Annotated in this window: 26 protein-coding genes; 9 read left to right on the plus strand and 17 right to left on the minus strand. The window is 59.3% G+C overall.

Annotated elements, in window-relative coordinates; all coding sequences use genetic code 11:
• The first annotated feature begins 413 nt into the window (after positions 1-413).
• The gene (locus FT726_RS09185; RefSeq protein ID WP_021506764.1) at positions 414-968 is read left to right on the plus strand and encodes a histidine phosphatase family protein; all 555 of its coding nucleotides are present in this window, start codon (positions 414-416) and stop codon (positions 966-968) included.
• A 15-nt stretch (positions 969-983) separates the two neighbouring features.
• On the opposite strand, the gene FT726_RS09190 is transcribed toward FT726_RS09185, so the two are convergent.
• Complete coding sequence (locus FT726_RS09190; RefSeq protein WP_021506763.1) at positions 984-1,937, minus strand: YncE family protein; 954 nt, start codon at positions 1,935-1,937, stop codon at positions 984-986.
• A gap of 415 nt (positions 1,938-2,352) precedes the next feature.
• Between FT726_RS09190 and FT726_RS09195 the strand changes: the two genes are divergently transcribed.
• The gene (locus FT726_RS09195; protein ID WP_288421138.1) at positions 2,353-3,372 is read left to right on the plus strand and encodes a glycosyltransferase family 32 protein; all 1,020 of its coding nucleotides are present in this window, start codon (positions 2,353-2,355) and stop codon (positions 3,370-3,372) included.
• Here FT726_RS09195 and FT726_RS09200 read toward each other — a convergent pair.
• Positions 3,346-4,269, minus strand: coding sequence for a LysR family transcriptional regulator (locus FT726_RS09200; RefSeq protein WP_262257970.1), 924 nt, complete (start codon positions 4,267-4,269; stop codon positions 3,346-3,348). The genes FT726_RS09195 and FT726_RS09200 overlap by 27 nt on opposite strands.
• A 120-nt stretch (positions 4,270-4,389) precedes the next feature.
• On the opposite strand from FT726_RS09200, the gene FT726_RS09205 reads away from it, so the two are divergent.
• The 3 genes from FT726_RS09205 to FT726_RS09215 all read left to right on the plus strand — a co-directional run bounded on the left by FT726_RS09205 (position 4,390) and on the right by FT726_RS09215 (position 8,251).
• The gene (locus FT726_RS09205) at positions 4,390-4,779 is read left to right on the plus strand and encodes a tautomerase family protein (protein ID WP_346302690.1); all 390 of its coding nucleotides are present in this window, start codon (positions 4,390-4,392) and stop codon (positions 4,777-4,779) included.
• Between the two features lie 210 nt (positions 4,780-4,989).
• Positions 4,990-7,290, plus strand: coding sequence for a phosphatidylglycerol--membrane-oligosaccharide glycerophosphotransferase (gene opgB / locus FT726_RS09210; RefSeq protein ID WP_288421300.1), 2,301 nt, complete (start codon positions 4,990-4,992; stop codon positions 7,288-7,290).
• Between the two features lie 241 nt (positions 7,291-7,531).
• Entirely contained in the window at positions 7,532-8,251 is a 720-nt protein-coding gene (locus FT726_RS09215; protein WP_346302691.1) for a hypothetical protein, read from the plus strand.
• Between the two features lie 25 nt (positions 8,252-8,276).
• Here FT726_RS09215 and FT726_RS09220 read toward each other — a convergent pair whose 3' ends face one another.
• Positions 8,277-8,987 (minus strand): GNAT family protein, encoded by a 711-nt coding sequence (locus FT726_RS09220; protein ID WP_346302692.1) that lies wholly within the window; start codon positions 8,985-8,987, stop codon positions 8,277-8,279.
• Between the two features lie 105 nt (positions 8,988-9,092).
• On the opposite strand from FT726_RS09220, the gene FT726_RS09225 reads away from it, so the two are divergent.
• A complete protein-coding gene (locus tag FT726_RS09225) occupies positions 9,093-10,544 on the plus strand; it encodes a PLP-dependent aminotransferase family protein (RefSeq protein WP_346302693.1) in 1,452 nt (483 codons plus the stop codon).
• Here the strand turns inward: FT726_RS09225 and FT726_RS09230 are convergent.
• The 4 genes from FT726_RS09230 to FT726_RS09245 all read right to left on the minus strand — a co-directional run bounded on the left by FT726_RS09230 (position 10,534) and on the right by FT726_RS09245 (position 14,337).
• Positions 10,534-11,028, minus strand: a complete 495-nt coding sequence (locus FT726_RS09230; protein ID WP_031279558.1) for an RcnB family protein — start codon at positions 11,026-11,028, stop codon at positions 10,534-10,536. The two genes, FT726_RS09225 and FT726_RS09230, sit on opposite strands and share 11 nt — an antisense overlap.
• Positions 11,029-11,067: 39 nt before the next feature.
• Complete coding sequence (locus FT726_RS09235; protein ID WP_407075058.1) at positions 11,068-12,405, minus strand: serine hydrolase domain-containing protein; 1,338 nt, start codon at positions 12,403-12,405, stop codon at positions 11,068-11,070.
• A 111-nt stretch (positions 12,406-12,516) separates the two neighbouring features.
• Positions 12,517-13,299 carry a MetQ/NlpA family ABC transporter substrate-binding protein gene (locus tag FT726_RS09240; RefSeq protein WP_058780928.1) on the minus strand — a complete coding sequence of 261 codons (783 nt, stop codon included), beginning with the start codon at positions 13,297-13,299 and terminating at the stop codon, positions 12,517-12,519.
• Positions 13,300-13,317: 18 nt separating this feature from the next.
• Positions 13,318-14,337 carry an isopenicillin N synthase family oxygenase gene (locus FT726_RS09245; protein ID WP_058780927.1) on the minus strand — a complete coding sequence of 340 codons (1,020 nt, stop codon included), beginning with the start codon at positions 14,335-14,337 and terminating at the stop codon, positions 13,318-13,320.
• Between the two features lie 206 nt (positions 14,338-14,543).
• Between FT726_RS09245 and FT726_RS09250 the strand changes: the two genes are divergently transcribed.
• Positions 14,544-15,227: a YecA family protein gene (locus FT726_RS09250; RefSeq protein ID WP_058771427.1), complete on the plus strand. Its 684-nt coding sequence runs from the start codon at positions 14,544-14,546 to the stop codon at positions 15,225-15,227.
• 49 nt (positions 15,228-15,276) lie between these two features.
• Here the strand turns inward: FT726_RS09250 and FT726_RS09255 are convergent, their stop codons facing one another.
• Together FT726_RS09255 and FT726_RS09260 are read right to left on the minus strand one after the other, a co-directional pair.
• Complete coding sequence (locus FT726_RS09255; protein ID WP_282996371.1) at positions 15,277-16,230, minus strand: alpha/beta hydrolase; 954 nt, start codon at positions 16,228-16,230, stop codon at positions 15,277-15,279.
• 70 nt (positions 16,231-16,300) lie between these two features.
• Positions 16,301-17,440, minus strand: coding sequence for an MFS transporter (locus FT726_RS09260; protein WP_282996375.1), 1,140 nt, complete (start codon positions 17,438-17,440; stop codon positions 16,301-16,303).
• Positions 17,441-17,763: 323 nt separating this feature from the next.
• Between FT726_RS09260 and FT726_RS09265 the strand changes: the two genes are divergently transcribed.
• On the plus strand, positions 17,764-18,384 hold the full coding sequence (locus tag FT726_RS09265) for a TetR/AcrR family transcriptional regulator (RefSeq protein WP_288421121.1): 621 nt from the start codon (positions 17,764-17,766) through the stop codon (positions 18,382-18,384).
• Positions 18,385-18,417: 33 nt separating this feature from the next.
• Here FT726_RS09265 and FT726_RS09270 read toward each other — a convergent pair whose 3' ends face one another.
• From FT726_RS09270 to FT726_RS09285, 4 genes are all read right to left on the minus strand, one after another.
• Positions 18,418-19,464, minus strand: a complete 1,047-nt coding sequence (locus FT726_RS09270) for a DUF1176 domain-containing protein (protein ID WP_282996370.1) — start codon at positions 19,462-19,464, stop codon at positions 18,418-18,420.
• A 79-nt stretch (positions 19,465-19,543) separates the two neighbouring features.
• Positions 19,544-20,722 (minus strand): arabinose transporter, encoded by a 1,179-nt coding sequence (locus FT726_RS09275; protein ID WP_282996369.1) that lies wholly within the window; start codon positions 20,720-20,722, stop codon positions 19,544-19,546.
• Positions 20,723-20,766: 44 nt separating this feature from the next.
• The gene (locus tag FT726_RS09280; protein WP_346302695.1) at positions 20,767-21,636 is read right to left on the minus strand and encodes an SDR family oxidoreductase; all 870 of its coding nucleotides are present in this window, start codon (positions 21,634-21,636) and stop codon (positions 20,767-20,769) included.
• A gap of 160 nt (positions 21,637-21,796) precedes the next feature.
• Positions 21,797-22,687, minus strand: a complete 891-nt coding sequence (locus tag FT726_RS09285; protein WP_288421115.1) for a LysR family transcriptional regulator — start codon at positions 22,685-22,687, stop codon at positions 21,797-21,799.
• 90 nt (positions 22,688-22,777) lie between these two features.
• On the opposite strand from FT726_RS09285, the gene FT726_RS09290 reads away from it, so the two are divergent.
• Positions 22,778-23,557, plus strand: a complete 780-nt coding sequence (locus tag FT726_RS09290) for an NAD(P)H-dependent oxidoreductase (RefSeq protein WP_288421113.1) — start codon at positions 22,778-22,780, stop codon at positions 23,555-23,557.
• A 37-nt stretch (positions 23,558-23,594) separates the two neighbouring features.
• Here the strand turns inward: FT726_RS09290 and FT726_RS09295 are convergent, their stop codons facing one another.
• From FT726_RS09295 to FT726_RS09310, 4 genes are all read right to left on the minus strand, one after another.
• The gene (locus FT726_RS09295) at positions 23,595-23,924 is read right to left on the minus strand and encodes a DUF1493 family protein (RefSeq protein WP_058757234.1); all 330 of its coding nucleotides are present in this window, start codon (positions 23,922-23,924) and stop codon (positions 23,595-23,597) included.
• A gap of 70 nt (positions 23,925-23,994) precedes the next feature.
• Positions 23,995-24,951, minus strand: coding sequence for a nucleotidyl transferase AbiEii/AbiGii toxin family protein (locus FT726_RS09300; RefSeq protein ID WP_288421111.1), 957 nt, complete (start codon positions 24,949-24,951; stop codon positions 23,995-23,997).
• A complete protein-coding gene (locus FT726_RS09305; RefSeq protein WP_346302696.1) occupies positions 24,944-25,339 on the minus strand; it encodes a DUF6088 family protein in 396 nt (131 codons plus the stop codon). The genes FT726_RS09300 and FT726_RS09305 overlap by 8 nt, the downstream gene beginning before the upstream one ends.
• A gap of 186 nt (positions 25,340-25,525) precedes the next feature.
• Entirely contained in the window at positions 25,526-26,404 is an 879-nt protein-coding gene (locus tag FT726_RS09310) for a GyrI-like domain-containing protein (protein ID WP_288421108.1), read from the minus strand.
• Positions 26,405-26,491: the final 87 nt, after the last annotated feature.

A 26,491-nucleotide genomic window follows, 5' to 3' on the forward strand; every position in this document is an offset into this window, starting at 1 on the left:
TTTCATCGATCGCATTAGCACGGCAAATGTAACTGGGTCATCTCAAGGCCAACTTCGTCTCTGGCACCGTGAGTTGTCACTGTGAATACAGTCTATCTACGCGCGTAGATAAATCAAGTGATCAACAGGAAAATAATTAACTTATCTTCACAATGGCGCAGGAGAAAAAGATAAAATTGGCGTTAATTCATGACATTACATTACAGCCAGCGTCATTAAAAAATCCACGCACGCTGCGTGATTAACGACTATTGCTTATCATTGGCAAAAAAGCCGACCAAACTTTCACCGCGCCGTTTTCGCACATTTCAGTTAAGTTTTGATGACACCCGGGCATTATTCTTAAAACCGCCCGGGCCGCGCGAAATCCTGCGCGCCTGCAGTAGACTGGATGACCTTCACTCAGGAGCATTATGACCATTATCCTCATGCGACACGGCAAGCCAGACCATCCGGTAAGCGGGCGCTTTACGGCGCGGGCGCTGGCGGACTGGTGTGAAGGCTACGACCAGGCGGTGATTTGTGATGCGCCGCCGCCGCGCAGTATGGCGATTGCGCGCATGGCCAGCGTGATTGCCTGCAGTCCGTTGCCGCGTGCGCGTTCGTCGCTGGCGCGGCTCGGTCTGCAGGCGCAGGACGTGGATGAGGTGTTCAGTGAAGTGGCGATGCCGCTGCTGCCGTTTGCGCGCCTGCATCTGCCGCTGACGCTGTGGCTGGCGCTGCTGCGCCTGCTGTGGCTGTGCGGTTACGCCGGACGCGTGGAATCAGTGCAGCATGCCCGGCAGCGTGCGCAGCGGGCGGCAGACAAACTGATTGCCCTGTCGCAACAGGGCACGGTGCTGCTGGTGGGCCACGGTATAATGAACAAACTGATTGCGCGCCAACTGCGCAAGCGCGGCTGGCAGGCAGAAAAACACGCCAGCAGCCGCCACTGGAGCAGCGCGATTTATCACCGGCCGTTTATTTGATGGCGGCCGTCGTACTCAGGACGACAGCTGAAAGTAGCTCAGAACTTCGCAGCCGGTGCCAGCCTGCGGCGTGGCGATGACCTTCATCTGCGTCAGATCGATCAGGCTAAGCGAACCGTCACCCTGATTAGCGATCAGCAGGCTGCGGTTATCGGCGCTAAAACAGCCATCCATCGGCTGATTGCCGACCGCAACGTCACCCAACGGATTAAGCAAGTCGTCAAACAGCGTCACCACTCCTTCCCCGTCGCCAATCGCCACCAGCCGCTCACCGCTGGCGCTGAAGCGCACCACCTGGCACGGCTGCTGATGGCCAGGCAGCGTGATGCGCTGGCGGATACGATGGCTCTGACGATCCACCACATACAGCAATGGCGCGTCTGCCGCGCTGGCCACCAGATAGGGGTGCTTTGGCGAGGCGGCAATGCCGGCAATCGGTCCCGGCAGCAGGATGTTATCAATGATGCGCCCTTCCGCCTCGCACAGATCCACCACCGTGATGCTGGCGTCCTCTTCGTTTTCAGTAAACAGCTTGCGGCCGCTGGGCGATAGCGTCAGCCGGTGCGCGTTGTGCGACGGCAGCCGGATGGTTTTCTCCAGCGTGTCGCTGTGCGGATCGATCACCGCCACCGCAGCACTGTGTTCACAACACAGATACACTTTGCCATCGCGCCCCAGCTGGCCGCTGTGCGGCGCCTTGAGCGGTGACAGATCGATAAAGCCGCGAATCTGCCGCCGGCGCAGATCGATAATCGCCACCTTGTGCCCCGGATGCGGATTGTCGCCGTGGACGCCATCACCGTAGATCGGCACATACGCCTTCTCCAGCGCGGGCAGCATCAGCAGCTCATGCGGTCGCGGCGGTAAGGCATTCAGCTCCTGCTCAACGGCGAAGCTGTCGGGATTGAGAAACAGCACGCGGTTGCCCTGCTTATCAACCGCCAGTAACCCACGCTTGTGTGGCTGCATAGTGCCTCCTTTTTTTCGTTGCCTGCTCTAAGCGTAGCTAACCTGCCTGCGCGTTGGGCAAGCAGCGGCCAGGCCAGAGGAAAATACAGCGCGGTTAACGGACCGCCGATCGCTCATTTTTATTCCGCGCCGCAGCCTGCGCCTGCAGAGGGTCATTTTATTAGGAATAGTCTTAATCGAGCAAAAATAAAAAACGCACTCCCTCATCATTTTATTGATACCTCTTTTTATCCATCCCGGATCCCGGCGTTTCCGGTAAATCTGAAAGCGAAAAAAATTCGTAGCCTTGCCGCTGCGGATCGATTATTAAGCAAGGGTAGTCTTTTTACACACAGCCGTCAGGACACATAAGCGCGCTCAAGCCGCCAGCATCAGGGAATCCTTGCTCCCCATAATCACAATAATCAGGTGCATCATGACAAAAAAACGTCTCCAGCCAGCCCTTACGCTCTGGCAACACTGGCAGAGAATCGCCTTTACCGGCCAGACATTACTGCAGAAAAAACAGCATACTGAGCTCTGCGCGCCGGAATATGATCCCAGCGAAGAGGACAATATCGTGTTGCTTTCGGGTGAGAAAGCGCTGCCGGAAATACCCAAAAAAATCTGGATGTACTGGGACAATGAATATTTACCGAAATCGATGGCGTTAAATATCCAGCAGCTGCGTCAGGATAATCCCGACCATCAGGTGTATGTATTAAACCGTTTAACGCTTAAAGAAGTCCTGCCGGATTTTATTTTTACCTCGACACAATTAAGTGAGCAGCAAAAAAGTGAAGTCATTCGCCTCGAATTATTATTACGCTACGGCGGAATTGCGATTGACTGCAGCACACTGTTATTTGAAGACCTGAGCTGGGTGCACCATGCGCATCAGGAACGTCGCATGGATGTGATTGGCTATTACCGCGAAATTGCCACCGTCAACTATCTGGCACCGGTGATTGAAAACTGGTTTCTCGCCGCTGCGCCCAATAATCCTTTTATTCGCGAGTGGCAAAAACAGTACGCGCCGATCAAGCATCTGGGGGCGCACAACTATTTTAATGAGCTGGCAAAGCGCGATGATTTTGCCCTGCTGACGCAGAAAATCGCCGAGCCGGCTCAGCAGCTGGGTTCGCTGGCGCAGCAGGCGGCGATGCGCGAACATCGCCGCGTGAACCTGTATCTGCGTAAATGTGAGGCCAACGCGTATTACTATCAGCGGCTGAACAACTGGCAAAGTGATGCCTTTGCGCACACGGTGCTGTTCCATCAGCGCCCGCATACGCCGCCGCCGGTGATCAAGCTGAGCGGCATTGAGCAGCTGCATCTCGACTTCAATCTGCGTCTCGGTAACTACAACCGTCGCAGCCTGCTGGGAGCGATGATGCAGCCCAGCGCACCGCTCAGCGCGCCGCTGGCCTCACCCATCAACAAAGCGCGTGCGTAGCCAGTGGATAAAGGTGGTGACGGCACGCGGCACCTGCGCTGCGTAAGGCCGCACCACCCACAGGCGGTCGGCAAAGGCATCGACCGCCTGCCACTCCGGCAGTACCTGCTGCAGCGTGCCGCTGGCCAGCGCCGCGCTGGCGCTGAAGTCCGGCAGCATGGCAATGCCCAGCCCCTGCAGCGCAGCGTCACGAATCGACTCGCTGTTATTAGTGGCGAAATTACCCTGAATCTTCACCTGCACCGTTTCGCTGTCATCGCTGTGCAGACGAAAGCGCCACTGCGGCGACTCCAGCCCGCGCGGATAATAGAGGCAGTTATGCAACTGCAGCGCCTGCGGCGTATCTGGCGTACCGTGACGGGTCAGATAGTCCGGCGCGGCCACCAGCAGCGTGCGCGTTTCACACAGCGGCAGCGCGACGTGCGTTTCCGGCAGCTGCTGACTGTGGCGAATGGCGAGATCGAATCCTTCGCTGCCCAGCGACACCAGCCGATCGCTGACGTTGAGCTGCAACCGCACCTGCGGGTAGTCGCGCAGAAAGTCGCCGATAATCGGCACCAGCTGCTGCCGGGCAAACGCCACCGGCGCACTGATGCGCACCAGACCGCGCACCGGCCCGGCTTCGTCACGCACGCTAAAGAAGCTCTGCGCAATGCGCGCAAACGGCTCGCGCAGGTCGTCCACCAGCTTTTCACCGGCCGACGTCAGCCGCACGCTGCGCGTGGTGCGCTGCACCAGCGCCACGCCCGCCATCTGCTCCAGTTCTTTGATTTTCTGGCTCATCGCCGCTTTACTGACATCCAGGCGTTCAGCCGCGCGGGTAAAACTGCCCTGTTCCGCCAGCACCGTCAGCCAGTGCAAATGCACCCAGAGTGCATCGGTTTTAATTTCTTTCATCAGGATTGTTCAAAATAATAAATAATCATTTTAATCAGCGCGCTTTTTCTTTCCGGCAGCAAGCGGCAGCATAGCGTTTCATCCTACTCTTTCCGCGTGGGCAAAAACGAGGATTTATTGATGCCGTTACTGACTTTTGATGTTATTCAGGGCCGTTCTGAAACAGAGATTCGCACCTTACTCGACGCCGCGCATCGCGCAGTACTCACGGCATTTAAGGTTCCGTCGCGCGATCGTTATCAGATTGTTCATGAAAACAAGCGTTATCAAATGGTCTTTCAGGATACCGGGCTGGGCTTTGCGCGCAGCGACAATCTGGTGATGGTACGCGTGTACACCAGCCCAAGAAGTGAAGAACAGAAAACGCACTTCATGGCAGAGTTAGCGCGCGAGCTGCGGGAGCATTGTGGCGTGCAGGGCAACGATCTGATGATCAGTTTTATCACCAACAGCAAAGGTGACTGGAGCTTTGCCGACGGCGAAGCGCAGTATCTCACCGGTAAGTTGTAACGCCCGCGCCCGCACTGGCTGGCAGCAGCGCGCCGGTTGCTGCCAGACTAAATCAGACTCCGCCTAAACCCGCCTTAAACGATTCGCAATGCATCGCACAAATCTGGTTGGATGTGTTGCAGCCCTGTGACAGCCAATATAGATTGACGCAAAACCCCCGCAGAGGGCCGCAGACGCAGGTAACGCGTTCTTTTTACTTAATGTGAGGATCTGCCGTTGGAGTTGCTTTCAATAGTGCTCTTTTTGGCTGCGATCGCAGTCTATTCGTATAAAGCCGGGCGAAATAAATTCTGGTTTATCCTGATCTTGCTGCTGCTCACCCTGTTCATCGTGCTCAACGCCACGCTGTATGCCAGCAACTATTTTACCGGCGATGGCATCAACGATGCGGTGCTCTACACCCTGACCAACAGCCTGACCGGCGCGGGCGTGAGCAAATATGTGGTACCGGCGCTTGGCTTGATCATCGGCCTGTTTTTACTGTTTTGTTTTCTCTCCTGGGTGTTGCGCCGGCATAAACGTCCGCATCATCTCGGCTGGAGCCTGCTGGCGATCGCCTGTGCTGCCGGCTCGGTGCAAACCACGCCGGCGTTTCGCCAGGTGAAAGAGCTGATCGCCTCCCACGCGCGCCAGGCCGACTCGGATTTCGAAACCTATTACAAAACGCCGAACAAGCAGATTAACGCGCCGAAGCTCAACCTGGTGTATATCTACGGCGAAAGCCTTGAGCGCACCTACTTCGATCAACAGGCCTTTCCTGGCCTGGCACCGGAACTGAGCCGCGAAAAAGATCACAGCATTGACTTCAGCAATACCGAACAACTGCCCGGCACCGATTACACCATCGCCGGCATGGTGGCGTCGCAGTGCGGAATTCCGCTGTTTGCGCCGTTCGACGGCAACGCCTCGGCTTCGCTTTCCAGCTTCTATCCGCAAAATATCTGCCTCGGCGATATCCTCAAACACTCCGGCTATGAGAACTGGTTTATTCAGGGTGCAGACCTGCGCTTTGCCGGCAAAGACACCTTTTTGCTGTCACACGGTTTTGATGCCGCCAACATGTACGGCTCGCAGGAGCTGAAGAGCCGCGTCGCCGACCCCAGCTACCGTAACAACTGGGGCTTTTACGACGATACGGTGATGGATGAAGTGTTTGAAAAGTATGAGGAGCTGTCGCGTCAGCAGAAACGCTTTGCGCTGTTTACGCTCACCGTGGACACCCATCATCCGGACGGCTTTATTTCGCGCAGCTGTCAGCGCAAAAGTTACAGCTATGACGGCAAACCCAATCAGTCGTTTAGCGCGGTGGCCTGTTCCCAGGAGCACGTGGCGCGCCTGATTGCCCGCATCAAAGCCTCGCCGTGGTTTAAAAACACCGTGATTGTGGTGAGTTCCGATCACCTGGCGATGAATAACACGGCGCATCAGTATCTGATCAAGCAGCCGCGCCGCGATCTGTTTATGGTGATCCGTGGCGATCAGCCGCAGGCCGAGGTGCTGGATGGCAAGCGCAGCACGCTGGATAACGGCGCCACGGTGCTGGATATTCTCGGCGGGGATAACGCGATTGGCCTTGGCCGCAGCGGGCTGTCTTCGGCCTCGCTCTCCAGCCAGTTCGATGACATGGCGAAGAAGGTCACGGCGTGGAAAGCCGATATCATTCAGCTATGGAATTTCCCCAGTCAGATGAAAACATTCACCATCGACCAGCCCAAAAACACCTTTAGCTTCTCGGGCGCGACGTTCAGGCTGCCGATCCTGTTCCGCGTATCCGATCATCAGGTAGAGCCGCTGCCGGAAGGCGAATACGCCGCGCCGCTGCGCTTCCAGCTGGCCGATTTTGCCGCCAGCGATAAGTTTGTCTGGGTCGATCGCTGCTTCAAAATGGGCCGGCTGTGGCAGCCGGCGCTGGCGCTGTCGACCGATCTCTGTCTGGCGATGGGCCAGACCGGCGGACAACCCACGGTGACGCGCATCGACCAGCCGGTGTGGCAGGGCAAAGCGCAGTTCCCGCAGGTGAAGGTCAGTGCGGCGACCTATCAGCTCAACGAGCAGCAAATGCGCATCGAGGATAATGCCATTCGCTACCAGGCGGACAGCTTCCTGCTGACCGTGCCGGGCGCGCCGGCCAGCGTGAGGCGCTTTAGCGGTATTTCACGGCCTGAAAGCTGGGGGCGCTGGTCGAACGCCAACCTCGCGCCGGAGGTGAACATTGAATATGTCGATCCGCTGCCGGCGCGTTTTGACGTGGTGATCACCGCACGCGCCTATGGGGCTAACGCCCATCGACCGATTCCGGTGCGCGTCGGCGAGCAAGTGCAGCAGCTCAATCTGGGTGACGCGTTCTCCACGCAAACGCTGCATTTCACCAACCCCGGCGCCAGCCGCAACCTGATCATCACGCCGCCAGAACCACAGCTGTCTAATCTCGGCAACATTACCGGTCAGGATCCACGCAAACTCGGTATCGGCATGGCGGAGATAAAAATAATTCCGCAGCCCGAAAAGTGATAAAAATGCGTGCCAGACCAGGGCCTGCCAGCGTGCAGGCCCTTTTTATTGCCGCTTAGCGTTACTCATTGTACGAATTGATATTTTTCGAGACGTCGCGCAAAATCCACATCATCACATGGTGCAACTATCACCACCTGGATAACCTTGCAGGCAACAGGAAAGGCGACCAGGAGCAACAGGGATGATACCGACGATGATGAACACCCATAAGGCATTCAAAGCGCTGCAGCAGGCGGGCGTGGCCGATCACCAGGCCGAAGTGATGGTCGACATTTTTGCCGAAATGCAGCAGGAAAACAGCCTGACCAAAACGCACCTTTCGCAGGCCATGGAAGGCGTGATGCGGGCAAATCACGCCACCTCGCAACGTGTCGATAAACTGGCACAGAGCCTCAGGCATTTAGAAAATGAGGTCCGCCATACGTTTAAAGCCATTGAGCTGCGATTTGACAACGTCGATGAGCAATTCAGGAAAATTGATCAACGCTTTGAACAAATCGATCAACGCTTCGAAAAGATGGATGCGCAATTCAGGCAAATCGATAAACGCTTAGAAAAAGTGGATGCGCAATTCAGGACAATCGATCAGCGTTTTGAACAAATCGATGAACAATTCAGGAAAATTGATCAACGCTTTGAAAAGATGGATGAGCAATTCAGGAAAATCGATCAACGCTTTGAAAAGATGGATGAGCAATTCAGGAAAATCGATCAACGTTTTGAACAAATCGATGAACAATTCAGGAAAATCGATCAGCGTTTTGAACAAATCGATGAGCGATTCAGGCAAATTGATAAACGCTTTGAAAAAGTGGATGAGCGCCTGCTGGATCTCGACCATCGCATGCAGCTCGGTTTCAATGAGCTCAAACGCGATAATCTCTGGCATCGGCGGCTGATGATGGCGATGGCCAGCGCCTTTGTGTTATCAGCCGCCAAATATATTTTTGCCGGTTAGCCGGGTAGCCAGCCCGGCGCGCGCGTCAGGCCTGACGTAATGTCTCCAGCCTGGCGCGTTGCTGCCCACGGGCGTCGAAATTGTCTGCCGCCAGCCAGCGCTCAAAGCCCAGCTTCACCTGCGGCCATTCGCTGTCGATGATAGAGAACCAGGCGGTATCCCGGCTGCGATTTTTATACACCATCACCTGACGGAACGTGCCTTCATAACGGAAGCCCAGCCGCAGTGCGGCGTTGTACGACGGCTGGTTACAGCTGTCGCATTTCCACTCGTAGCGACGATAGCCGAGTTGTTCGAAGGCGTAACGCATCAGCAGATAGTGGGCTTCGGTGGCCATGCGGGTTTGCTTCAGCAGCGGAGAGAACACCACAAAGCCGACTTCCATCACACCGTGCTGCGGTTCAATGCGCATCAGCGCCAGCGAGCCGACCGCCTGCCCGCTTTGCCGGTCAATCACCGCGAAGTGCAGGTAATCCGGACTCTGCTGGCACTGCTGCGCAAACGCCAGATAAGACGCTTCATCGTCAAAGCGCCCGACCGGCAGCCAGGTCCAGTCGCGGTCATCTTCCGCCAGCGCATAAGCCGCATACAGCTCGCGACCGTGACGTGCGGCATCCAGCGGCTCCAGCCGGCAATATTGTCCGGTGAAAATCTGCCCCTGCGGCAGCGGGCGCGGCTGCCACGCCTCCAGCGCCGGGCCGATGGGTTGTCCATAACGATTGGTCTGCGGTGACATACGGCGATTCCTTCTGTGTGAGAGTGACAGCGTGCAGCGTGCCACTTTGCTGGTTCAGGAAAAAGCGCCACAATGTGATAAATCGATAGATCCACGGAGGCGCCGATGCGCGCACTAAACCGGCATTCGCTGCTGCTGGCACCGCTAGAGGCCGACGGCAGCCTGACACTGCAACAGCAGCTGTATCAGCGGCTGCGCCAGGCGATACTGAATGGTCAGCTGGCGGCGGGCACGCGCCTGCCGGCGACCCGCCAGCTGGCGGCTGAACTGCAGGTGTCGCGCAATACGGTGATCGCCGTCTGGTCACAGCTACAGGCGGAAGGATTTATCCTCAGCGACCGCCAGGGAAGCCGCGTCAGCCGGCTGGCGCACACGCCGCTGCCCGCGCAGGCGTCCGACGACAGCACCGACTGGCCGGTTTCCGCGCGCGCTGCCGGGTTGCACTCGCTGCATCGCCTCTCCAGTCAGGAGCTGGCGCTGCGCCCGAGCACGCCGGCGCTGGCGCATTTCCCGCTGGCGCAGTGGCGTCGCGCACTCAATCAAACCGCGCAGCAGGCACAGCTGCTGGGCTACGGCGATCCGCTGGGTGAGCTGGCGCTGCGTGAGGCGCTGGCGCAGCATCTGGCGCTGGCGCGCGGCGTGCGCTGTGCGCCGCAGCAGATTGTGATTACCGAAGGCGCGCAGCAGGCGCTGACGCTGTGCGTCGCGCTGCTCACCAATCGTGGTGACACCGGCTGGGTGGAGGAGCCGGGCTATCGCGGCGCCAAAGCGGCGATGCGCCTCGGCGATCTGCAGATCGAGCCGATTGCGGTGGATGCGCAGGGACTGGCACCGACAGCGCAGGACTGGCAGCAGCGCCCGCCGCGGCTGATTTACACCACGCCGACGCATCAGTATCCCACCGGCGCGATCATGAGCGCCGCGCGCCGGCTGGCGCTGCTGGCGGCGGCACAGCGGCATCAGGCGTGGATTATCGAAGATGATTACGACAGCGATTTTCGCTACAGCGGCGAGCCCATCGCCGCGATGCAGGGCATGGCGCAGCCGACGCCGGTGATTTACATCGGCTCCTTCAGCAAAACCCTGTTTCCGGCGCTGCGCATCGGCTACATGGTACTGCCCGCCCCGCTGCTGCCGCGGCTGCGGCCGGCCTTGCATGAGCTGTTACGCGGCGGTAACCGGCCGGAACAGCAGGCGCTGGCGCTGTTTTTACGCAGCGGGGATTTCAATCGCCACCTGAGCAAAATGCGCCGCCTGTATCGTCAGCGGCAGGCCACGCTGCGGGCTGCGCTACAGGAGACATTTGGTGCCCAGGTGCCGCTGCTGGGCGGTGAATGCGGCATGCATCTGGTGTTGCCGCTGGCGGATACGGTGGATGATGTGGCGCTGACGGCGCAGCAATTTCGCCATGGCTATGCGCCTGGCGCGCTGTCCGGCTTTTATCTGGGCGGGCAAAAACAACAGGGACTGGTGCTGGGATACGGTAATACCAGCACCAGTCAGATAATGGCAGGCGTGGCGCAGTTAGCGCGACTGCTGCCGGGCATTAACCCTTGAAGAAAATGTCGCCGGATTTGCCCATCACGATCTTGCCACTGTCGTCAGTGATCAGGATGTAGTTGGCGTTGATGTAAGCCCAGTGCGTGCCTTCCTGCGGTGCAGGCAGGTGGCGCGGCTGCCACTCAACGATGGTGTACTGCTTTTTACGGTACTCATCCGGCACGACGTCACCGACTTTATACTCTTTGTAATCGATGATGATAGTGTGCAGATCGTAATTATTGGCGGCGGATGGCGCTTCACCCGGACCGTTTTGTGACGGGCGAATCGGCGCGACATCGCCACTGGATTCTGCCGGTTCACTGCTGGCGGGCGCATCGCTGGTGGCCGCTGGCGCTGAGGCGTCCGGTGCGGTTTGCTGCACCTGTGGCGGCATCGGTACGCTATCGGTTTGCTCACCTTCTGCCAGTGCTGCTGGCGTCAGGCTTAAAGCGCCCAGAAAAATTCCTGCTGAAAGAAGGGTGACGTGTGTCCTGCGCATTGGTGATTTCCACTCTGGTTAATTATTTAACTGTCCCATTTACTGACAAGCGCCACGTGCGGAAGGTTCCCGCGCCGCGCTTTGCGCGTCAAATTTCGCTCCACAGCATACCTCAGGCGGCGCGCTTTGCTGAGCAGCAAAATTGCAAGCAACCGTGTTCAGCACCCGGCGATCTTTACGCGCCAAATCACGCAGCAGCGCAATGCCGAGATAGTTGCTCCAGTTGAAGGCGTTTTGCAGCACCACGATGGCATTGCCGTGGGCGCGATCGTAGCCAATAAAGCTGGCATAACCGCCAATATACCCCACCTGATAAGTGATCTGCTGCTGACCATAGGTATCGGTTACCCAGGCGATATTCTGCGCCTGATTGCCATGCTGCTCATAAGGATGATTGACCTGCGCCAGCGCCTGGCCGAGCGCGCCCTGTGCATCGCTGTGCAGATGCGCATCGAGGTAGCGAATCAGATCGCGCGCATTGCTGTACAGGCTGGCGGCCGCCACCATATTGCCGCGAAAGGCCCAGTCCGGCGTCAGCTGACCACGCGCGATCAGTTTCGGCTGATCGCCGGCGTGGCCCAGCGCGCGCCACGGATAGCCGCGCAGAGTTTGCGGATGGAAGCTGCTGCTGGTCATGCCGAGCGGACCAAACAGCTGATGCTGCGCCAGCGTTTCAATGTCCTGATGCAGGCGATGCTGCAGAATGTAGCCCAGCAGCGCATAGCCGAGATTGGAGTACTGCGCCGCCGGGTGCGCGGGGGCGCTGAAATCGGCCAGATAACTCAGCACGGCATCGCTATCCAGATTGCCGTAAAAATTTTCGCCGCTGCGCAGGTAAGCCATAAATTTCAGGAACATCGGCAGATCCATATCCTGGCGCGGCAGCCCCGAGGTGTGCGTGACCAGCTGCAGCAGCGTGATGCGTTTTGCATCCTCACTCAGCGGCACGCCGCGCGGCAGCAGCGTGGCCAGCGTGTCGTTCCAGTGCAGCTCGCCGCGATCCACCAGCCCGATAATGACCTCTGCAGTAACGCCTTTACTCAGCGAGCCCAGCGCAAACAGCGTATCCGGCGTGATGGGATAACGCTGGCGCGCATCGGTGACGCCATAGCTGTAAAACTGCGGCGCGCCGCGCTGGTGAATAATGGCGATGCTAATGCCGGTCACCTGCTTTTGCTGCATGTAGTGGCGCACAATGTCATCGACGTTTTCATGGAAGGAGGCGTGGGAAAGATAGACGCGATCGCCCACCGGCGCGGACGTTTGCGACAGCGTTCCGCAGCCGCTGAGCAGCAGACACAGGGCTGACAGCCGCAGGTGCAACCATGCGCGAGAAAGCGTCAGCCGCTGAAGCCTGACGAAGCGGGAAATAGCCATCAATTGATAAGTTATTTTTTATGTTATGCAGCAGGTGCCACTGGTGTTGGTGGCGAAATATACCACAGAACAGCGGGTGCGCCACCTGTCAGCCGCAGGTGGCGCCGGGCATTATTGATTAACCGGGATAACCGATCCTTTGTAGTGCTGGTTGATAAATTCAGCAGTTTGCTTTGATTCGAGATCTTTCGCTAACGCCAGAATGCGCGGGTCGCTGGCCAGCTTTGGCGTGGTGACCAGCACGTTGGCATACGGATTATCCTTTGCCTGTTCCAGCGCCAGCGCGTCTTTTGACGGCACCAGCCCGGCCTGCAGGGCATAGTTACCGTTAATAATCGCCAGCTGCGCATCATCCAGCGCGCGCGGCAGCTGCGGCGCTTCAACTTCAATGATCTTCAGATGGTGCGGGTTGTCACTGATGTCCGCCGTGGTCACCAGCGTACTGGCGCTGCGGCTTTTCAGCGTAATCAGGCCGTTGGCCTGCAGCAGATAGAGCGCGCGGCTCAGGTTAGTGACGTTGTTGGGCACCGCAACCTGCGCGCCATCCGGCAGATCTTTCAGAGATTTCACTTTGTGCGAATAAATCCCGAGTGGCTCAATATGCACGGTCGCCACCACGGCAAATTTTTCGCCCAGCGCTTTTTCCTGATCGCGCAGATAAGGCACATGCTGGAAATAGTTGGCATCGATGTCGCCACGCGCCAGCAGCTCGTTGGCGTTTAAATTGCCGTTAAGCTCGATGACCTTCAGGTCGAGCTGTTTGTCGGTTTGTTTGATGTAGTTGAGAATCTCACTGTGCGGCACCGGATCGGCGGCCACGCGCAGTGCCGCGGCGGACGCCACGCTGCTGAATAGGGCCATCAGGGCCAGTGACGCTATCATCGTTTTCTGCATGGGCTTTCCTTACGTTTCTTATGATTTCACTGTGCTTAATGCATCAGCGTAATAGCGCTGCGCCACATCGCGATGGGAACGCAGACGCCCTTTGAGGTAGTTCCAGCCCACTTCGCGCAGCAGTGGATTGTCAGGATCGCTGGTCGGGCCGTGGGCTTCTGCCGCCAACTGCGGCGGTAGCTGATACAGCGGTACTTCGGCGTCCAGCTGCGCACCGAGGAAAAAAGCGATCGACACGCGTTCACGATTAGCCGGCGGCGACACCACGCGGTGCACGGTGGCGCGCAGATATCCATTACTGGCAATCTCCAGCAGTTCGCCGATGTTAACCACGAATGCGCCCGGCTTGGGCAGCGCATCCACCCAGTGACCGGGTGACACTTCCACCTGCAAACCGGGCTGATCGTCCTGCAGCAAAAAGGTGAGGAAGCCGGAGTCTTTGTGCGCGCCGACGCCCTGCTGGCTGGCTTCTGCTGCCTGACCGGGATAACGAATCAGCTTGATGTGCTCATTGGGCTGGGTGCCATACAGCGCGTCGAACGCATCCGGCGGCAGCGCCAGCGCTTTAGCAAAGGCCCGCAGCAGGCGCAGCGCGATGGCGGTCATCGCCTGCTGCCAGGCGTGCATCACCGGACGCAATTGCGGTAACGCCTCCGGCCATAAGTTAGGCCCCTGTAGCCGTTTCCACGCCGGATCGCCCGGCTGCAGCGTCAGCGCCGCGCGTTCGGCACCGATATCAAACTGTTCACGCTGATCGCGCTGGTCGCGGGTGTATTCCACGCCGGCGTGGTTGTAGCCGCGAAAATGCGGCGAGTGGATCATTGCCACGCGCTGCTTCTCCGCCTGCGGCAGGGCAAAAAACGCCCGCGTGATACTCTGCACGTTGTGCAGCAGTTGCGGGTTGATGCCGTGATTGACCAGATAGAAGAAACCGACGTCACGCGCGGTCTCGCGCAGCTGCGCCAGGTAAGCTGCCTGCTCTGCGTCCGGTAATTCCAGCAGGGCCAGATCCAGTACTGGCAGGGTATCCGCCATGATGTTGTCTCCTCGCTATCGGTAAATCCTGCGTTTACGCTGACATTCGCCGCCGTTTCCCGCCAATACTGTTGCGCGATAAGTTATGGCGATTCCTTTTTAGGCGCACTTCGGCTATCGATATGCAAAAAGCGGTAAATCAGGCGCGCTGCCGCTATAATCGCGCCCAGCAATTTTTGCCCACCAATCCACACCGCAGGAGACGCCGGATGAATCAGGGTCCGTTAACCGAAAAAGAGCTGAACTGGCTTGATGACATGCTGGAAAAATATGGCAACGAACACTCCGTGGTGGACACCGCCGAACTGGACGGCATGCTGACCGCCCTGCTCTCCGGCCCGAACGATATCGAACCGAGCGAATGGCTGGTGGCGATTTGGGGCGGTGAGAAGAAGATTCCTCAGTGGGCGAACGCGCGCGAAATGGACCGCTTCATGGCGCTGACCTTCCAGCACTTTAACGACATCGCCGAGCGGCTGGCGGAGTACCCGGAGCAGTTCGATCCGCTGTTCGGCGAGCAGGAGATGGAAGGCCAGCTGTTTACCGTGGTGGAAGACTGGTGCTATGGCTATATGCGTGGCGTGGCGCTGGATGCAGACTGGGCGCAGCTGCCGGCTGCACAGCAACCGGCGCTGCAGGCGATTGCGCTGCACGGCAGTGAAGAACAGCTGGCACAGCGTGAAGCCTTCACCCCGGACGCGTTTGAGGCCAGCATCGAGGCGATTCGCCCGGCGGCGCTGGAACTGCACGAATACTGGCAGGAACAGCGCATGGCGCAGCCCGATCCGGCCCCGCAGCTGCCGCATTTTGCCGGTGAAAAAACCGGCCGCAACGATCCCTGCCCGTGCGGCAGCGGCAAAAAGTTTAAGCAGTGCTGCCTGAATAAAGCCTGAGACATTCACGTCAACGCAGGCCAGCGCTAAAACTGGCCTGCGCACCGCGTTATTTCCCGGACGCGAGAAACTCCATCACTGCCGCATTCAGCGGCGCAGGGCACTCTTCAGGTAACCAGTGACCGCAGCCAGGTAACACTTTGCCGGTGACCTGCGAGGCGTAGCGGCTGACCACCTGCTGCTCATAAGCACCCAGTCCGCCGTGACCGCCACCGCCAATCGCCAGCATCGGCACGGCAATTTTCTCGCGGGAGAGCACTTTATTGTCCGCCACTCCCTGATTCAGCACCCGGTAATATTCAAAGGCGGCATTCAGGCTGTGCGGTTTTGCATAGGATTTGCTGTAAAGATCCAGCAGCGCCGGGGTGAACACCGCTTTGTTGGCGGCATGTTCTTTGATGAAATGCTCAAAGAACAGGCGCTCTTTACCGGCGATCAGCTGCTCAGCGAGCTGTCCCTGCGCCGCAAAGAAGCTGAAGTGCCACACCAGGGATTCGCCTTCAGGCGTAAAGGCCGGGAACTGATAGATGCTTTCATCCGGGATCGGCGCCTCCATAAAGATGGCGCGGCGGATGCGGTCCTGATGTTTCACCAGCAGCGGATAGGTATTCCAGATGCCAATGTCGTGCGCCACCAGATCGAACTTTTTGCCGCCGGCGAACTGTTGTGCCAGCTGATAAAGCAGCGGCGCGACATCGGTGGCGCGATACGAATGCGGCACGTCAGACTGCCCCAGCCCCGGCAGATCCACCGCCACGACGGTGTGATTTTTTGCCAGTTCCGGCATCAACTGGTGCCACTCGTACCACGTCTGTCCGAAACCGTGCACCAGATACACCAGCGGTCCGCTGCCGCCCTTCACATAATGCAGGCGCACGCCATCCACAGTTTGATAGCTGCTGGTGAAACCGGCGGGCAGCGGGAATTCATCCGCGGCGGTGCCGGCGGCGGAAAACAGCGCGGCCGAGGCGAGCAGCAGGGTTAACAGTAATTTTTTGAACACGTGGTTGATCTCCATTATGTGATAATGCCATTTAAAACAATGATTTAAACTCTCATGTGCGCACGACAGGTCAGTGACCTTGTACGCGCTGGTGCCGCGCACCGGCCTGAAAACCGTGCTGACGCGCCTGCAGTGCGATGAGGAAGCCAATCGCCAGCAGCAACAGCAGCGCCAGCGGGAAAGACGCCACGCCCCAGTGAGTAAGCAACACGCCACCGGCCAGACCGCCGCCGGCAATCGCGCTGTTCCACACCACCACGTTCATCGACAGCGCCACATCCGCGCCCTCGCCCGCCGCATCCGCCAGCGCCGTTTGCAGCAGCGTGGCCGCCCCGCCAAACGTCAACCCCCACAACGCCACGCCGACATAAACCAGCAGCGGCAAGCGCGCCAGCCAGATGAACAGCAGCGAGACCAGCGCAAACAGCGCCAGACTGCCGAGCACGGCGACGCGCAGGTGGTGATCGACGAGGCGACCGGCCAGGCCGATAGCCGCCAGCGCCGCGATGCCAAACACCAGCAGCACGCTGTCCACCTGCCCGGCGAGGCCCGCCTGGGTAACGAACGGCGCAATGTAGGTGTAGAGAATGTTGTGCGCCGTCATCCACGCCAGCACCACGCCCAGCACCGGGCGCACGCCTGGCGTCATGAACACCGTGCGCAGCGGCAGACGCTTGTCGCTGCTTTGTCCCGGATAGTCAGGTACCCGCAGCAGCACCCAGCCGATCAGCAGCAGCGTCAGCGCTGACATGATGCCGAACGCCGTGCGCCAGCCCACCGCCGTGCCCAGCCAGGTGCCGACAGGAACGCCCAGCGCCAGCGCAATCGGCGTGCCGACCATCGCCACGGCGAGCGCTTTGCCCTGCTGATGGACCGGCACCATGCGCCGCGCATAGCCGGCCAGCAGGCTCCAGGCGAGTCCCGCCGCTGCGCCGGCGAAAAAGCGCGCCACCAGCGTCAGTGCGAAGTGGGTCGAAAACGTGGTGATGGAGTTGAAAATCAGAAAACCGACGATAGCCAGCAACAGCACGTTACGGCGGCGCCAGCCTTGGGTAGCGATGGTCAGCGGAATCGCCGCCAGCAGCGAGCCAAGTGCATAAACGGTTACGGTCTGCCCGGCCAGCGCGGTGGAAATGCCGAGGCCCGCCGCCATTTGCGGCAGCAGTCCGGCCGGTAAGGTTTCGGTGATGATGCAGATAAAACCGGTCATGGCCAGCGCCAGCAGCGCGCCCAGCGGTAGCGGCCGGGTTTTATCCGCGGCGGTATTCAAAGTCGTCACAATCAGCGTTCCCGATGTCATCAGCGTGCAGATAAGGCGCGCGCCGCTCGTTGAAATTATATGTACCGATCAGTATATAAATTGGCGAAGTGCGATAACCTGTTACGGCTTAAGAACACACTACCGCGGATACGCTATCCGCCGCCCGCAGGCACAAATATATACTGATCGATACATTAGTTGACGTGCGAGACCATTGTCAACGACTTATGTATCGATTAGTATTTAAGCATTGAGATTAATGGAGCACTGAGATGGCCACTATGGGACGGCCGCGTACGTTCGATCGTGATGCGGCCATTGAACAGGCGATGAAGATTTTCTGGCAGCACGGCTATGAGTCGACATCGTTAACGCAGCTGAAGGCGGGAATTGCCGGCGGTATTTCCGCACCGAGCTTCTACGCGGCCTTTGGCTCGAAGCAGGCGCTGTTTCAGGAGTGTGTGCAGCGCTATCTGTCGACTTACGCGCAGGTGGTGGAGCCGCTGTGGGATAACAGCCTGCCGCCCCGTACCGCAATGGAGACCGCGCTGCGGCGCTCGGCCAGCATGCAGTGTGAGTCCGGCCATCCGCTGGGGTGTATGGTCGGCCTGGGCGTGATGAGTGCGCCTTCCGCCGAACAAGCGGACGTCACCCAGCCGCTGGCGCGCTCACGCGCCCGCACGCTGGCAGGCATGATGGCCTGCGTGCAGCGCGGCATCGACAGCGGCGAACTGCGCGCCGACACCGATGCCGCCGCCCTCGCCATCGCCCTCGACGCTTTTCTGCTGGGCGTGTCGGTGCTGGTGCGCGATGGCGTCAACGGCGCGCAGATCGATACCGCCATCGCCCACGTCATGGCCGTCTGGGACGCGGCAAAATCTGTGACGGATTAAGCATCCCTGCCGCCCGGCGTTGCGCGCTGAGCATTACCCCGCCGGTTTGACTTCGGTGACCAGCGTTGGCAGTTGCCATGCGCCGCCGGCGCGGATGGCACGACACATGCCGGTGGTGGCCTCGCTGCTCTGCACGAACTGGCGGCCATCCCACACCCATGCAGCGGTGCTCCAGCAGTCACCAATGCCGCGCCCTTTCTGCGCTTCGCTGATCACGCCGTCGTGATAATCAGATCCGGAATCGGTGATCAGCTGCGGCGTGCCCTGCAGCGCGTTATCCAGCAGCCAGAAACCATAGCCTTCGTTGTAAGCCCCGCGCCAGCACAGCGCGGCGATCAGCACGTGCTGCGCATCCACCGGCGTCAGCGTAGGCGGTTCTGCGCCCTCTTCCGGCTGATCGTCGGACGGCGCGAGATTGTCACAGCTGTCGTCGTCGGTCAGCGAGGCAATCAGCTTTGGCTTGACCTGCGCCAGTTCGTCCGGCGTCAGCGTGCGCGGCGCGGCTTTCAGCACCCTGACCTGCTGGATCACCGGCATCGCCACTGCCGCCGGTACGCTGGCTTCCGGCTGATTGCCCTTGCGCACCAGCGCGCCCGGCGTGTTCAGCCGTCCCTGCGCCTCATCCATTTTTAACAGCGTGGCAAAAGCCCCGTTGCCGGAAAGCTCAAACGGCTCGGCCGCACCGCGAAACTCCACGCGGGCATTGCCTTTGATGGCGGCGATCAGCGCCTCGGTCTGCGCGTCGCTCAGCGTCCACTCATCGTTCTCCGCTTTGCTGACTTCGCCCAGTGCGCGATCGTCAATCCACAGCGCCAGCGCATTCACCTGCTGCGCATCATCGTCGCCGGTATCGGCCAGCACCACGCGCCCGTGCGGCAGGCTGTCTGGCCCGCCGGCGCGCGTCAGCAGCACCGATCCGCCCGCGCCCTCTTCGGCGCTGTAGCCGGCGGCGCGGCAGGTCAGCGTATTATCACAAGCCAGCTCCCAGTCTTTATGGCTAAACGAGACGCCTTCGTCGGCCCACAACGGCGTGCTCAGGCTGGCGAACAGCGTCAGCGCCAGCAGCAATCGGCTTTTCATGCCATCTCTCCCTAATGGTAAAGGTGGCTAGTGTGATGATTTTTGCGGCGCGGGAGAAGTGAATTTTTTGCGGCGGGTCTTATTCCATCGCTGCCTGTGGTTGTGGCTGACGCGCCATCAGGCTCAGCGCCACCAGCATCGCCAGCGCCACGGCAATCGCGCCAGCGAGATACACCGAAGCCACGCCGCGGTGGGCGGCCAGCGCGCCCGCCAGCGGACTGGTGATCGCCAGCGCGATATCAAGAAACGCCACGTAAGCCCCCATCGCCAGGCTGCGGGTGTGCGGCGGTGCACGCCGCACCGCTTCCACGCCGAACGCCGGAAAGGCCAGCGAATAGCCAAAACCGGTCAGCGCCGCGCCGAGATAAACCAGCGTCGCGTCATCAGCGCCCCAAATCAGCAGCTGACCGCAGGCTTCAATCAGCACGCATACCAGCGCGACGCGCGCGCCGCCCAGCTTATCCGGCAGATGGGCAAAGAACAGGCGCGCCGCGATAAACGCCACGCCAAATGCGGTGAACGCCAGCGACGCGTTGCCCCAGGCCCTGGCCGCAAACAGCAGCGCGATAAACGCGGTGATCATGCCAAAGCCGACGCTGGCGAGCGCCAGACCCAGTCCCGGCCGCCACACCGCGCCCATGACTTTGTAGAACGGCGTGCGTTTGGTCGAGGTCGGCGCGACGGCGCGCACCTGGGTGATAAACATCAGCGGCAGCAGCGGTACCACGATGATCGCCATGGCGATGCCGGTGAAGTGCCAGCCGTGATAAATCGCCACGCCCAGCGGCGCACCCAGCGCCCAGGCGCCGTAAATCGCGATACCGATCCACGCCATCACTTTACCGGCATTGGCCGGCCCCACCAGCCCAAGCCCCCAGCCGAGCGCGCCGGTGGCCAGCAGGCTCTCGCCCAGCGCCAGCACCACACGCCCCAGCAGCAGGATGGCCACCGAGCTGGCAGGCCGATCAACGAACAGCAGCGAAATCAGGTAGATCACACCGGAACTCGCCACCACCAACAGCCCGGCCAGCACCGCGCGTTTCGCGCCGCGCATATCGGCGAAGTTGCCCGCCCACGAACGCGTCAGCAGCGACGCGACAAACTGCGCGCCGATGACCGTGCCGATCGCCAGCGTATCCATGCCGAGATTCTGCTGCAGATGCAGCGGCAGCACCGGCAGCTGCATCCCCATGGTGAGAAAAGCGATAAACACCGCCAGCGTCACCGGCAGCAAGGTGATAAATACATTATTTTTCATCGATATAATCCAGAAAAACTGCCGCGCGCAGCGGCAGCGTGATATCAGAGATGGGTGTAATAGGCAGGCGTATCGAGCTCGCTCAGCAGGTCCGGGCGGGTTGCAGACCAGTCCAGCAGCGTGCGCGTGCGCTGGCTGGAGACCGCCATGTTGCCCGCCGCCATGTTGGCGAACCAGCCAAAGTGCGCCCGGTCGCGCTCGCCGCTGGGTAATCCGAGCTGGCGTCCTATCGTCTCCGCGATAGCGCGGAACGGCACCGCCTCATCGGCCACCGCGTGATAAACGCGCTCGGTGACGCCCTGCTCCAGCGCCAGCCGATAGACGCGCGCCGCATCGCGACGTTGCACGCCGGACCAGCAGTTCTCACCGCTGCCGCACCAGGCGGAAATCCCGCTCTCACGCGCCAGCCGCACCAGAATCGGCACGAAACCGCGGTCGCCGAGGCCATGTACCGACGGCGCCAGCCGCACTGTCGCCACATGCACGCCGCGCTGCGACAGCGCCTGCGCCGCCGCTTCCGACTGACGCGGTGACACCGGCTGCGGCTGATCCAGTTCCGTCGCCCCGCGCGCCATACCGGACAGGCCGGACGTCACCAGCAGCATGCGATCCGATCCGGCAATCGCCTCGCCGAGCAGCTCGATTACCTGACGGTCCTGCTCGCAGTTCTGCACGAAGCGCGAGAAATCGTGGTTGAACGCGGTATGAATGATGGCGTCTGCGGATTGCGCGGCGTCACGCAGCACGTCAGCGTCCTCCAGCGAACCGCGAATAACCTGTGCGCCAGTGACGGCCAGCGCCACGGCTTTTTCCGCCGAACGCGCCAGCCCTGTTACCTGATGGCCCGCCGCGATCAACTCTTCCACCACCGCTGAACCTACCCAGCCGGTGGCCCCGGTGACAAATATCTGCATGGTCTTTTCTCCTGCACGTTAAAACGCGAGTGTTTCGTCGTGTTGATATGATGCGTGCTGTGGAGCGGTGGCGCTAATCGCATCAGCAATGCAGGAGCAAGCCTTGTCGGACAAGGCCTGAGGGCATGAAGACCGCGACTTATTCGGCGAGAGTTCAGGTTTACAGCGCTGCGACAATCTGCTGGCGCAGCCATTGCTGGGCGGGATCGCGATGCAGGCGCTCGTGCCACAGCATCAGAATGTCAAACCCTTCAATCTGCAGCGGCGGTGCAAGCACGCGGAGCTGCGGCGCGTTTCGCACCAGGCGCTCCGGCAGCACGGCGACCAAATCACTGTTGGCCAGCGTGTCGAGCATAAACAGGAAATGCGGCACCGAGAGCGCGACGCGGCGCGTACGGCCGAGCCTGGCCAGCGCGCGATCGGTGGCGGCGCTGAAGCCGCCGCCATCCGGCGAAACCATCACAAACTCCAGCTGGCAAAAGCGATCCAGCGTCAGGGGCTGCTGCAGCTGCGGATGATCGCGCCGGCCAGCCAGCACGTAGCGCTCGCTGAACAAGCGGCGCTGATGCAGCGTCGGCGGCGCGTTGTCGCCGGTGTGAAACACCATATCCAGCTCGCCCTTCTCCAGCTGCTGCGCTACCTGCGGCGGATTGAGTGCAAACACCGCCATGCGGCTGCGCGGGGTTGCTTCACGAATGAGTTTCAGCGCCGGCAGGATCAGCGCCGATGACATATAATCGGTGGCAGCAATGCGCCAGGTGAGCTCTGCGCGCGCCGGATCGAACGCTGCCGGCGGTGCCACCGCGCGCTCCAGCGCTTCCAGCGCCAGACGCAGCGGCTCGCGCAGGACCTCGGCGCGGGCGGTGGGCAACATGCCGCGCGGACCGGGCAACAGCAGCGGATCGTCAAACAGCACCCGCAGGCGCGCCAGCTGAGCGCTTACCGACGGCTGCGACAGATTGAGGCGCTGCGCCGCGCGCGTCACGTTCTGCTCCACCAGCAGCACGTCTAAGGTGTGCAGCAGATTCAAATCCAGCGAGTGCATATTCATGCTAGCTATACCTGAGATATCAGTAATTGATTTCTACTATAACCAGCGCTGGCTTAACCTGCAGCGGTTTTCATCTCACAGGATACCGCCATGAATGTTTTGATTGTGTATGCCCATCCGGAACCGCGCTCGCTGAACGGATCGCTGAAAGACTTTGCCGTGGATCATCTGCAGCAGGCGGGCCATCAGGTGCAGGTGTCAGATCTGTACGCCATGCAGTGGAAAGCGCAACTGGATGCCGCCGACACACTGGCGCCCCCGGTGGGCGCGCATTTTGATGCCACGCTGGATTCGCGTTTCGCCTACGACAACCAGCTGCAGGCAGCGGACATTGCCGCCGAGCAGGAGAAGCTGCGCTGGGCCGACACGGTGATTTTTCAGTTTCCGCTGTGGTGGTTTTCGATGCCGGCAATCATGAAAGGCTGGTTTGACCGCGTTTATGCCAACGGTTTTGCCTATGGCGTCGGCGAGCACAACGATCATCACTGGGGCGATCGCTACGGCGAAGGCACGCTCGCCGGCAAGCGCGCCATGCTGGTGGTGACCACCGGCGGCTGGGAGTCGCACTACGCGCCGCGCGGCATCAACGGCCCGATTGAGGATCTGCTGTTCCCGATCCAGCACGGCATGCTGTTCTATCCCGGCTTTAGCGTGTTGCCACCGCTGGTGCTGTATCGCGTGCAGAAGTCGGCGCAGGAACGCTTTGCAGACTGGTGCGCCGCGCTGGCGCAACGACTGGATCGCTTAGCGCAGGATCAACCGATTGCCTTCCGTCGCCAGAACGGCGGTGAATATGTGATTCCGGCGCTGACGCTGCGCGAGGATCTTGCGGAAGGCGAGCACGGATTTGGCGTGCACGTGGCGCGCTGAGCCGCAGGCCGCCAAACCGCAGCGGCGCGCTGCCGCATTATTCAAACAGCCAGCGCCCCGCCTGCGCTGACGCAATCAGCATGCCCAGCGTGAAATCCGGTACTACCGGCACTTCACGCTTGTTGAACGGGTTGAGGATTTGCGCCAGCGACGGTTCGTCCGGGTAGTAGGTTTCAATAGCGAAATTCGCGCGATCGACCGCGAACTCGCTGAAAAACTCCTCCATCAGCGCGGCGGCTTCGTCGCGCTCGAAGTTGAGATCGCTGTCGATATCAATCTGCGGCGTGAGCGTTTTCTGCTTGAACAGATATACGCCGTCATAGCGCCGCACCAGTTCATAGATACGCTGTTCGAGTTGCTCTGTCATCGTCGCCTCTTCGCCTGTGCTGGTAGGATCGCAGGGCATTTTGCCATGCCTTGCCTTCTTCGCCTAAGCATTAACGTGCGGCGCTGAGAACCTCGATAGCCGTCTGCTGAAAACGGGCAAATGCTTCCTCCCAGGAAGCCGGAGGCTGGCCGTAAACCATGGGCACAACGAATTGCTGATAGCGCTGGCGGTGAACAGGATTCTCTGCCAGCTCTTCTAAACCCATTCTGAGTTCTGCAATTGGGGAGGAGCAGAATTCGGGATATTGAATACCATACCCCTCGATATCCTCTTTAATACACTGACGCACATGCGCCTGTAGCCGCGCTAAATCAATCTCATGGGTGCTGGCAATGCAAAAATTATCGTACACATGCCGTACTAAAGATGCATCGTCTTCCCGTTGCGGCCTTCTGATGTGTGCCGCAGTGCGGCGCATCATGGACACCAGCTTTTCCGCCTGGGTAGCGAGCACTGTTGCACAGGGAAAACCCGGCACCGTAACGCCTTGTTGTGTCAGGGCAGTGACAAGCGACTGAATATCACGTTTTTCAGGCGGTTCAAGTAACGTCGCCTCAATGATTTCCAACTTAATGAAGGGTCTCAGGCATGGCACCTGAGCGTATTTCTGCGGATAACGAATGGGAAGTTCACTATAGCGATACTCATCGCGAATAGTTTTAGGCTGCGCCTCATCAAAACGAAAAAATGCTGAAGCAGCAATGGTTTCTGTTATTTCGGCGATGATGTGTTTACGAATGGCTTTGCGCTGCGTGCGTGAGTTTTTATCAAAGAAATCGGCGACGGGAACAAGCTTGATATCCACATCCTCAGACATGCGGTTAAGCGCAATACCCGCCTTAGATAAAGCGGTTCCACCACAAAATACCAGCTGATGGCTCCCGAAGTTCAAAGGCTGTAACAGCCGCAGCAATTCAACAATATAGAAATCCTTTTCCACGATAGCGACAGATTCGATGCCTAATGCATCGGCTACATCAGGAAATAACGTTATGAGATCATCCATTTAACTTACTGCTTCCTACTGACAAGGTGCGTTTAAAACGTGGCGACGTTTTGATCTGCATGGATGCAGGAATCTGCGTGGTTTTCCCACTGTTATAGGCATCCGACGCGCCAACCAGACGATAATCAACCTTCAGACGTTCGAGCGTCTCGATGACAACGGCAGCAGAACCACCGGGTGCAGCAGGCATTATCTTGCCCGTAATCGCGTTCTTTCTTGCTTTGGTGTACACGCCATAGCCAACCTTAAGCAGCTGGCCTTCGTTCACCAGTTCCCGCAGTACACGGCCAATCTGGTCGTAACCGGCAAGATCGTTGAAGTCATCACGCGTGAAAACATAACGCTTAGAGCGTTTCAGCCGTGACTGCATGCGCGCTTTAATAGTCATGTTGCGCCCTCTCTGTTCATTTTTGCATCATAGCAAACATACGACATTATGGAAAGCAAACATACGACATCAAGTCTCCTACAAGCCTTGCTATCAGCGGGTTTCAGCGTAATTAAGGTTTCAGGTTAGCAGACAGTGTTACTGTATGAAGTCATTCCCGATGACCTTCGCCATCGGGATTCCTCATCATTTAAGCGGCAGATAGATATCCGTCAGCAATTCGTGTTCCGCCACTTCATGCACGAAGTTGTGATAGTGGAAGAACAGCGGGAAATCGCGCAGCTCTTCACCGCTGGCCGGCAACCATTCGCTGTAGAGCGATCGCGCCAGCTCGGTCAGCGCGCTGTGCGAGCCGTGATGACGCAGCACTGCGCAGCGTCCGCCGGGAATGGTGCTGTTAACGACACCAAAGGCGTTGTCTTCGCTAATCGGTGTGGTCACCGAACCGCAGAGGTGATACTGAAAATCCCCGGCTGGCGTGCTGGCAGGATCGTGCGGCGCGACGCCGAACGTCTGGCTGCTGCGCACCGGCGACGCTCCGCTGCTTTTGCGCCAGGCAATAAACTGCGCCGCCGTTTCGTTGATGCGCTGCGGATCGCCGTGATAGGTGAGCATCGCCACCGGTGTGGTGGGAAACATTTTAATCTCAACTGACATACTCTCTCTCCGTTTGACGGGTGGCTGAGGCATGCGCTGATGCCAGGTAATCCACACCGGCTGCTGACGAAACTCACTCGGCGTCACGTCAAATACCTGTTTAAAGGCGCGACTGAATGATTCGGCATGCTGAAAACCGGCATCGAGCGCAATCTCAATGATTTTCTCGTGCGGATTGAATGCCAGCCGGTACGACGCCCGTTTGAGCCGCATCAACTGGATGTAACGCCCCGGAGGCATGCCGCACCAGGCGCTGAACTGGCGGTGAAAGTGGTACGGCGAAAAGTGCGCCACTTCACTCAGTTGCTCCAGCAGCAGCGCTTCATCAAGATGGCGTTCGATGTAGTCGAACACTTTGTCAAAGCGCTTGCGGTAGGTCTCGCGGTGGTCGTTTTTGTTTACTGGCATAGCATCCTCTCTGGGGAATGAGTATGCCCTTGTGGCTGGGAGTGGGCCTGATGGATCTTGCGGAGTTTTGAGGGAGAGTAAAGGGCG

It is taken from the genome of Pantoea sp. Morm (assembly GCF_016643525.1).
GTDB classification, from domain to species: domain Bacteria; phylum Pseudomonadota; class Gammaproteobacteria; order Enterobacterales; family Enterobacteriaceae; genus Pantoea; species Pantoea dispersa.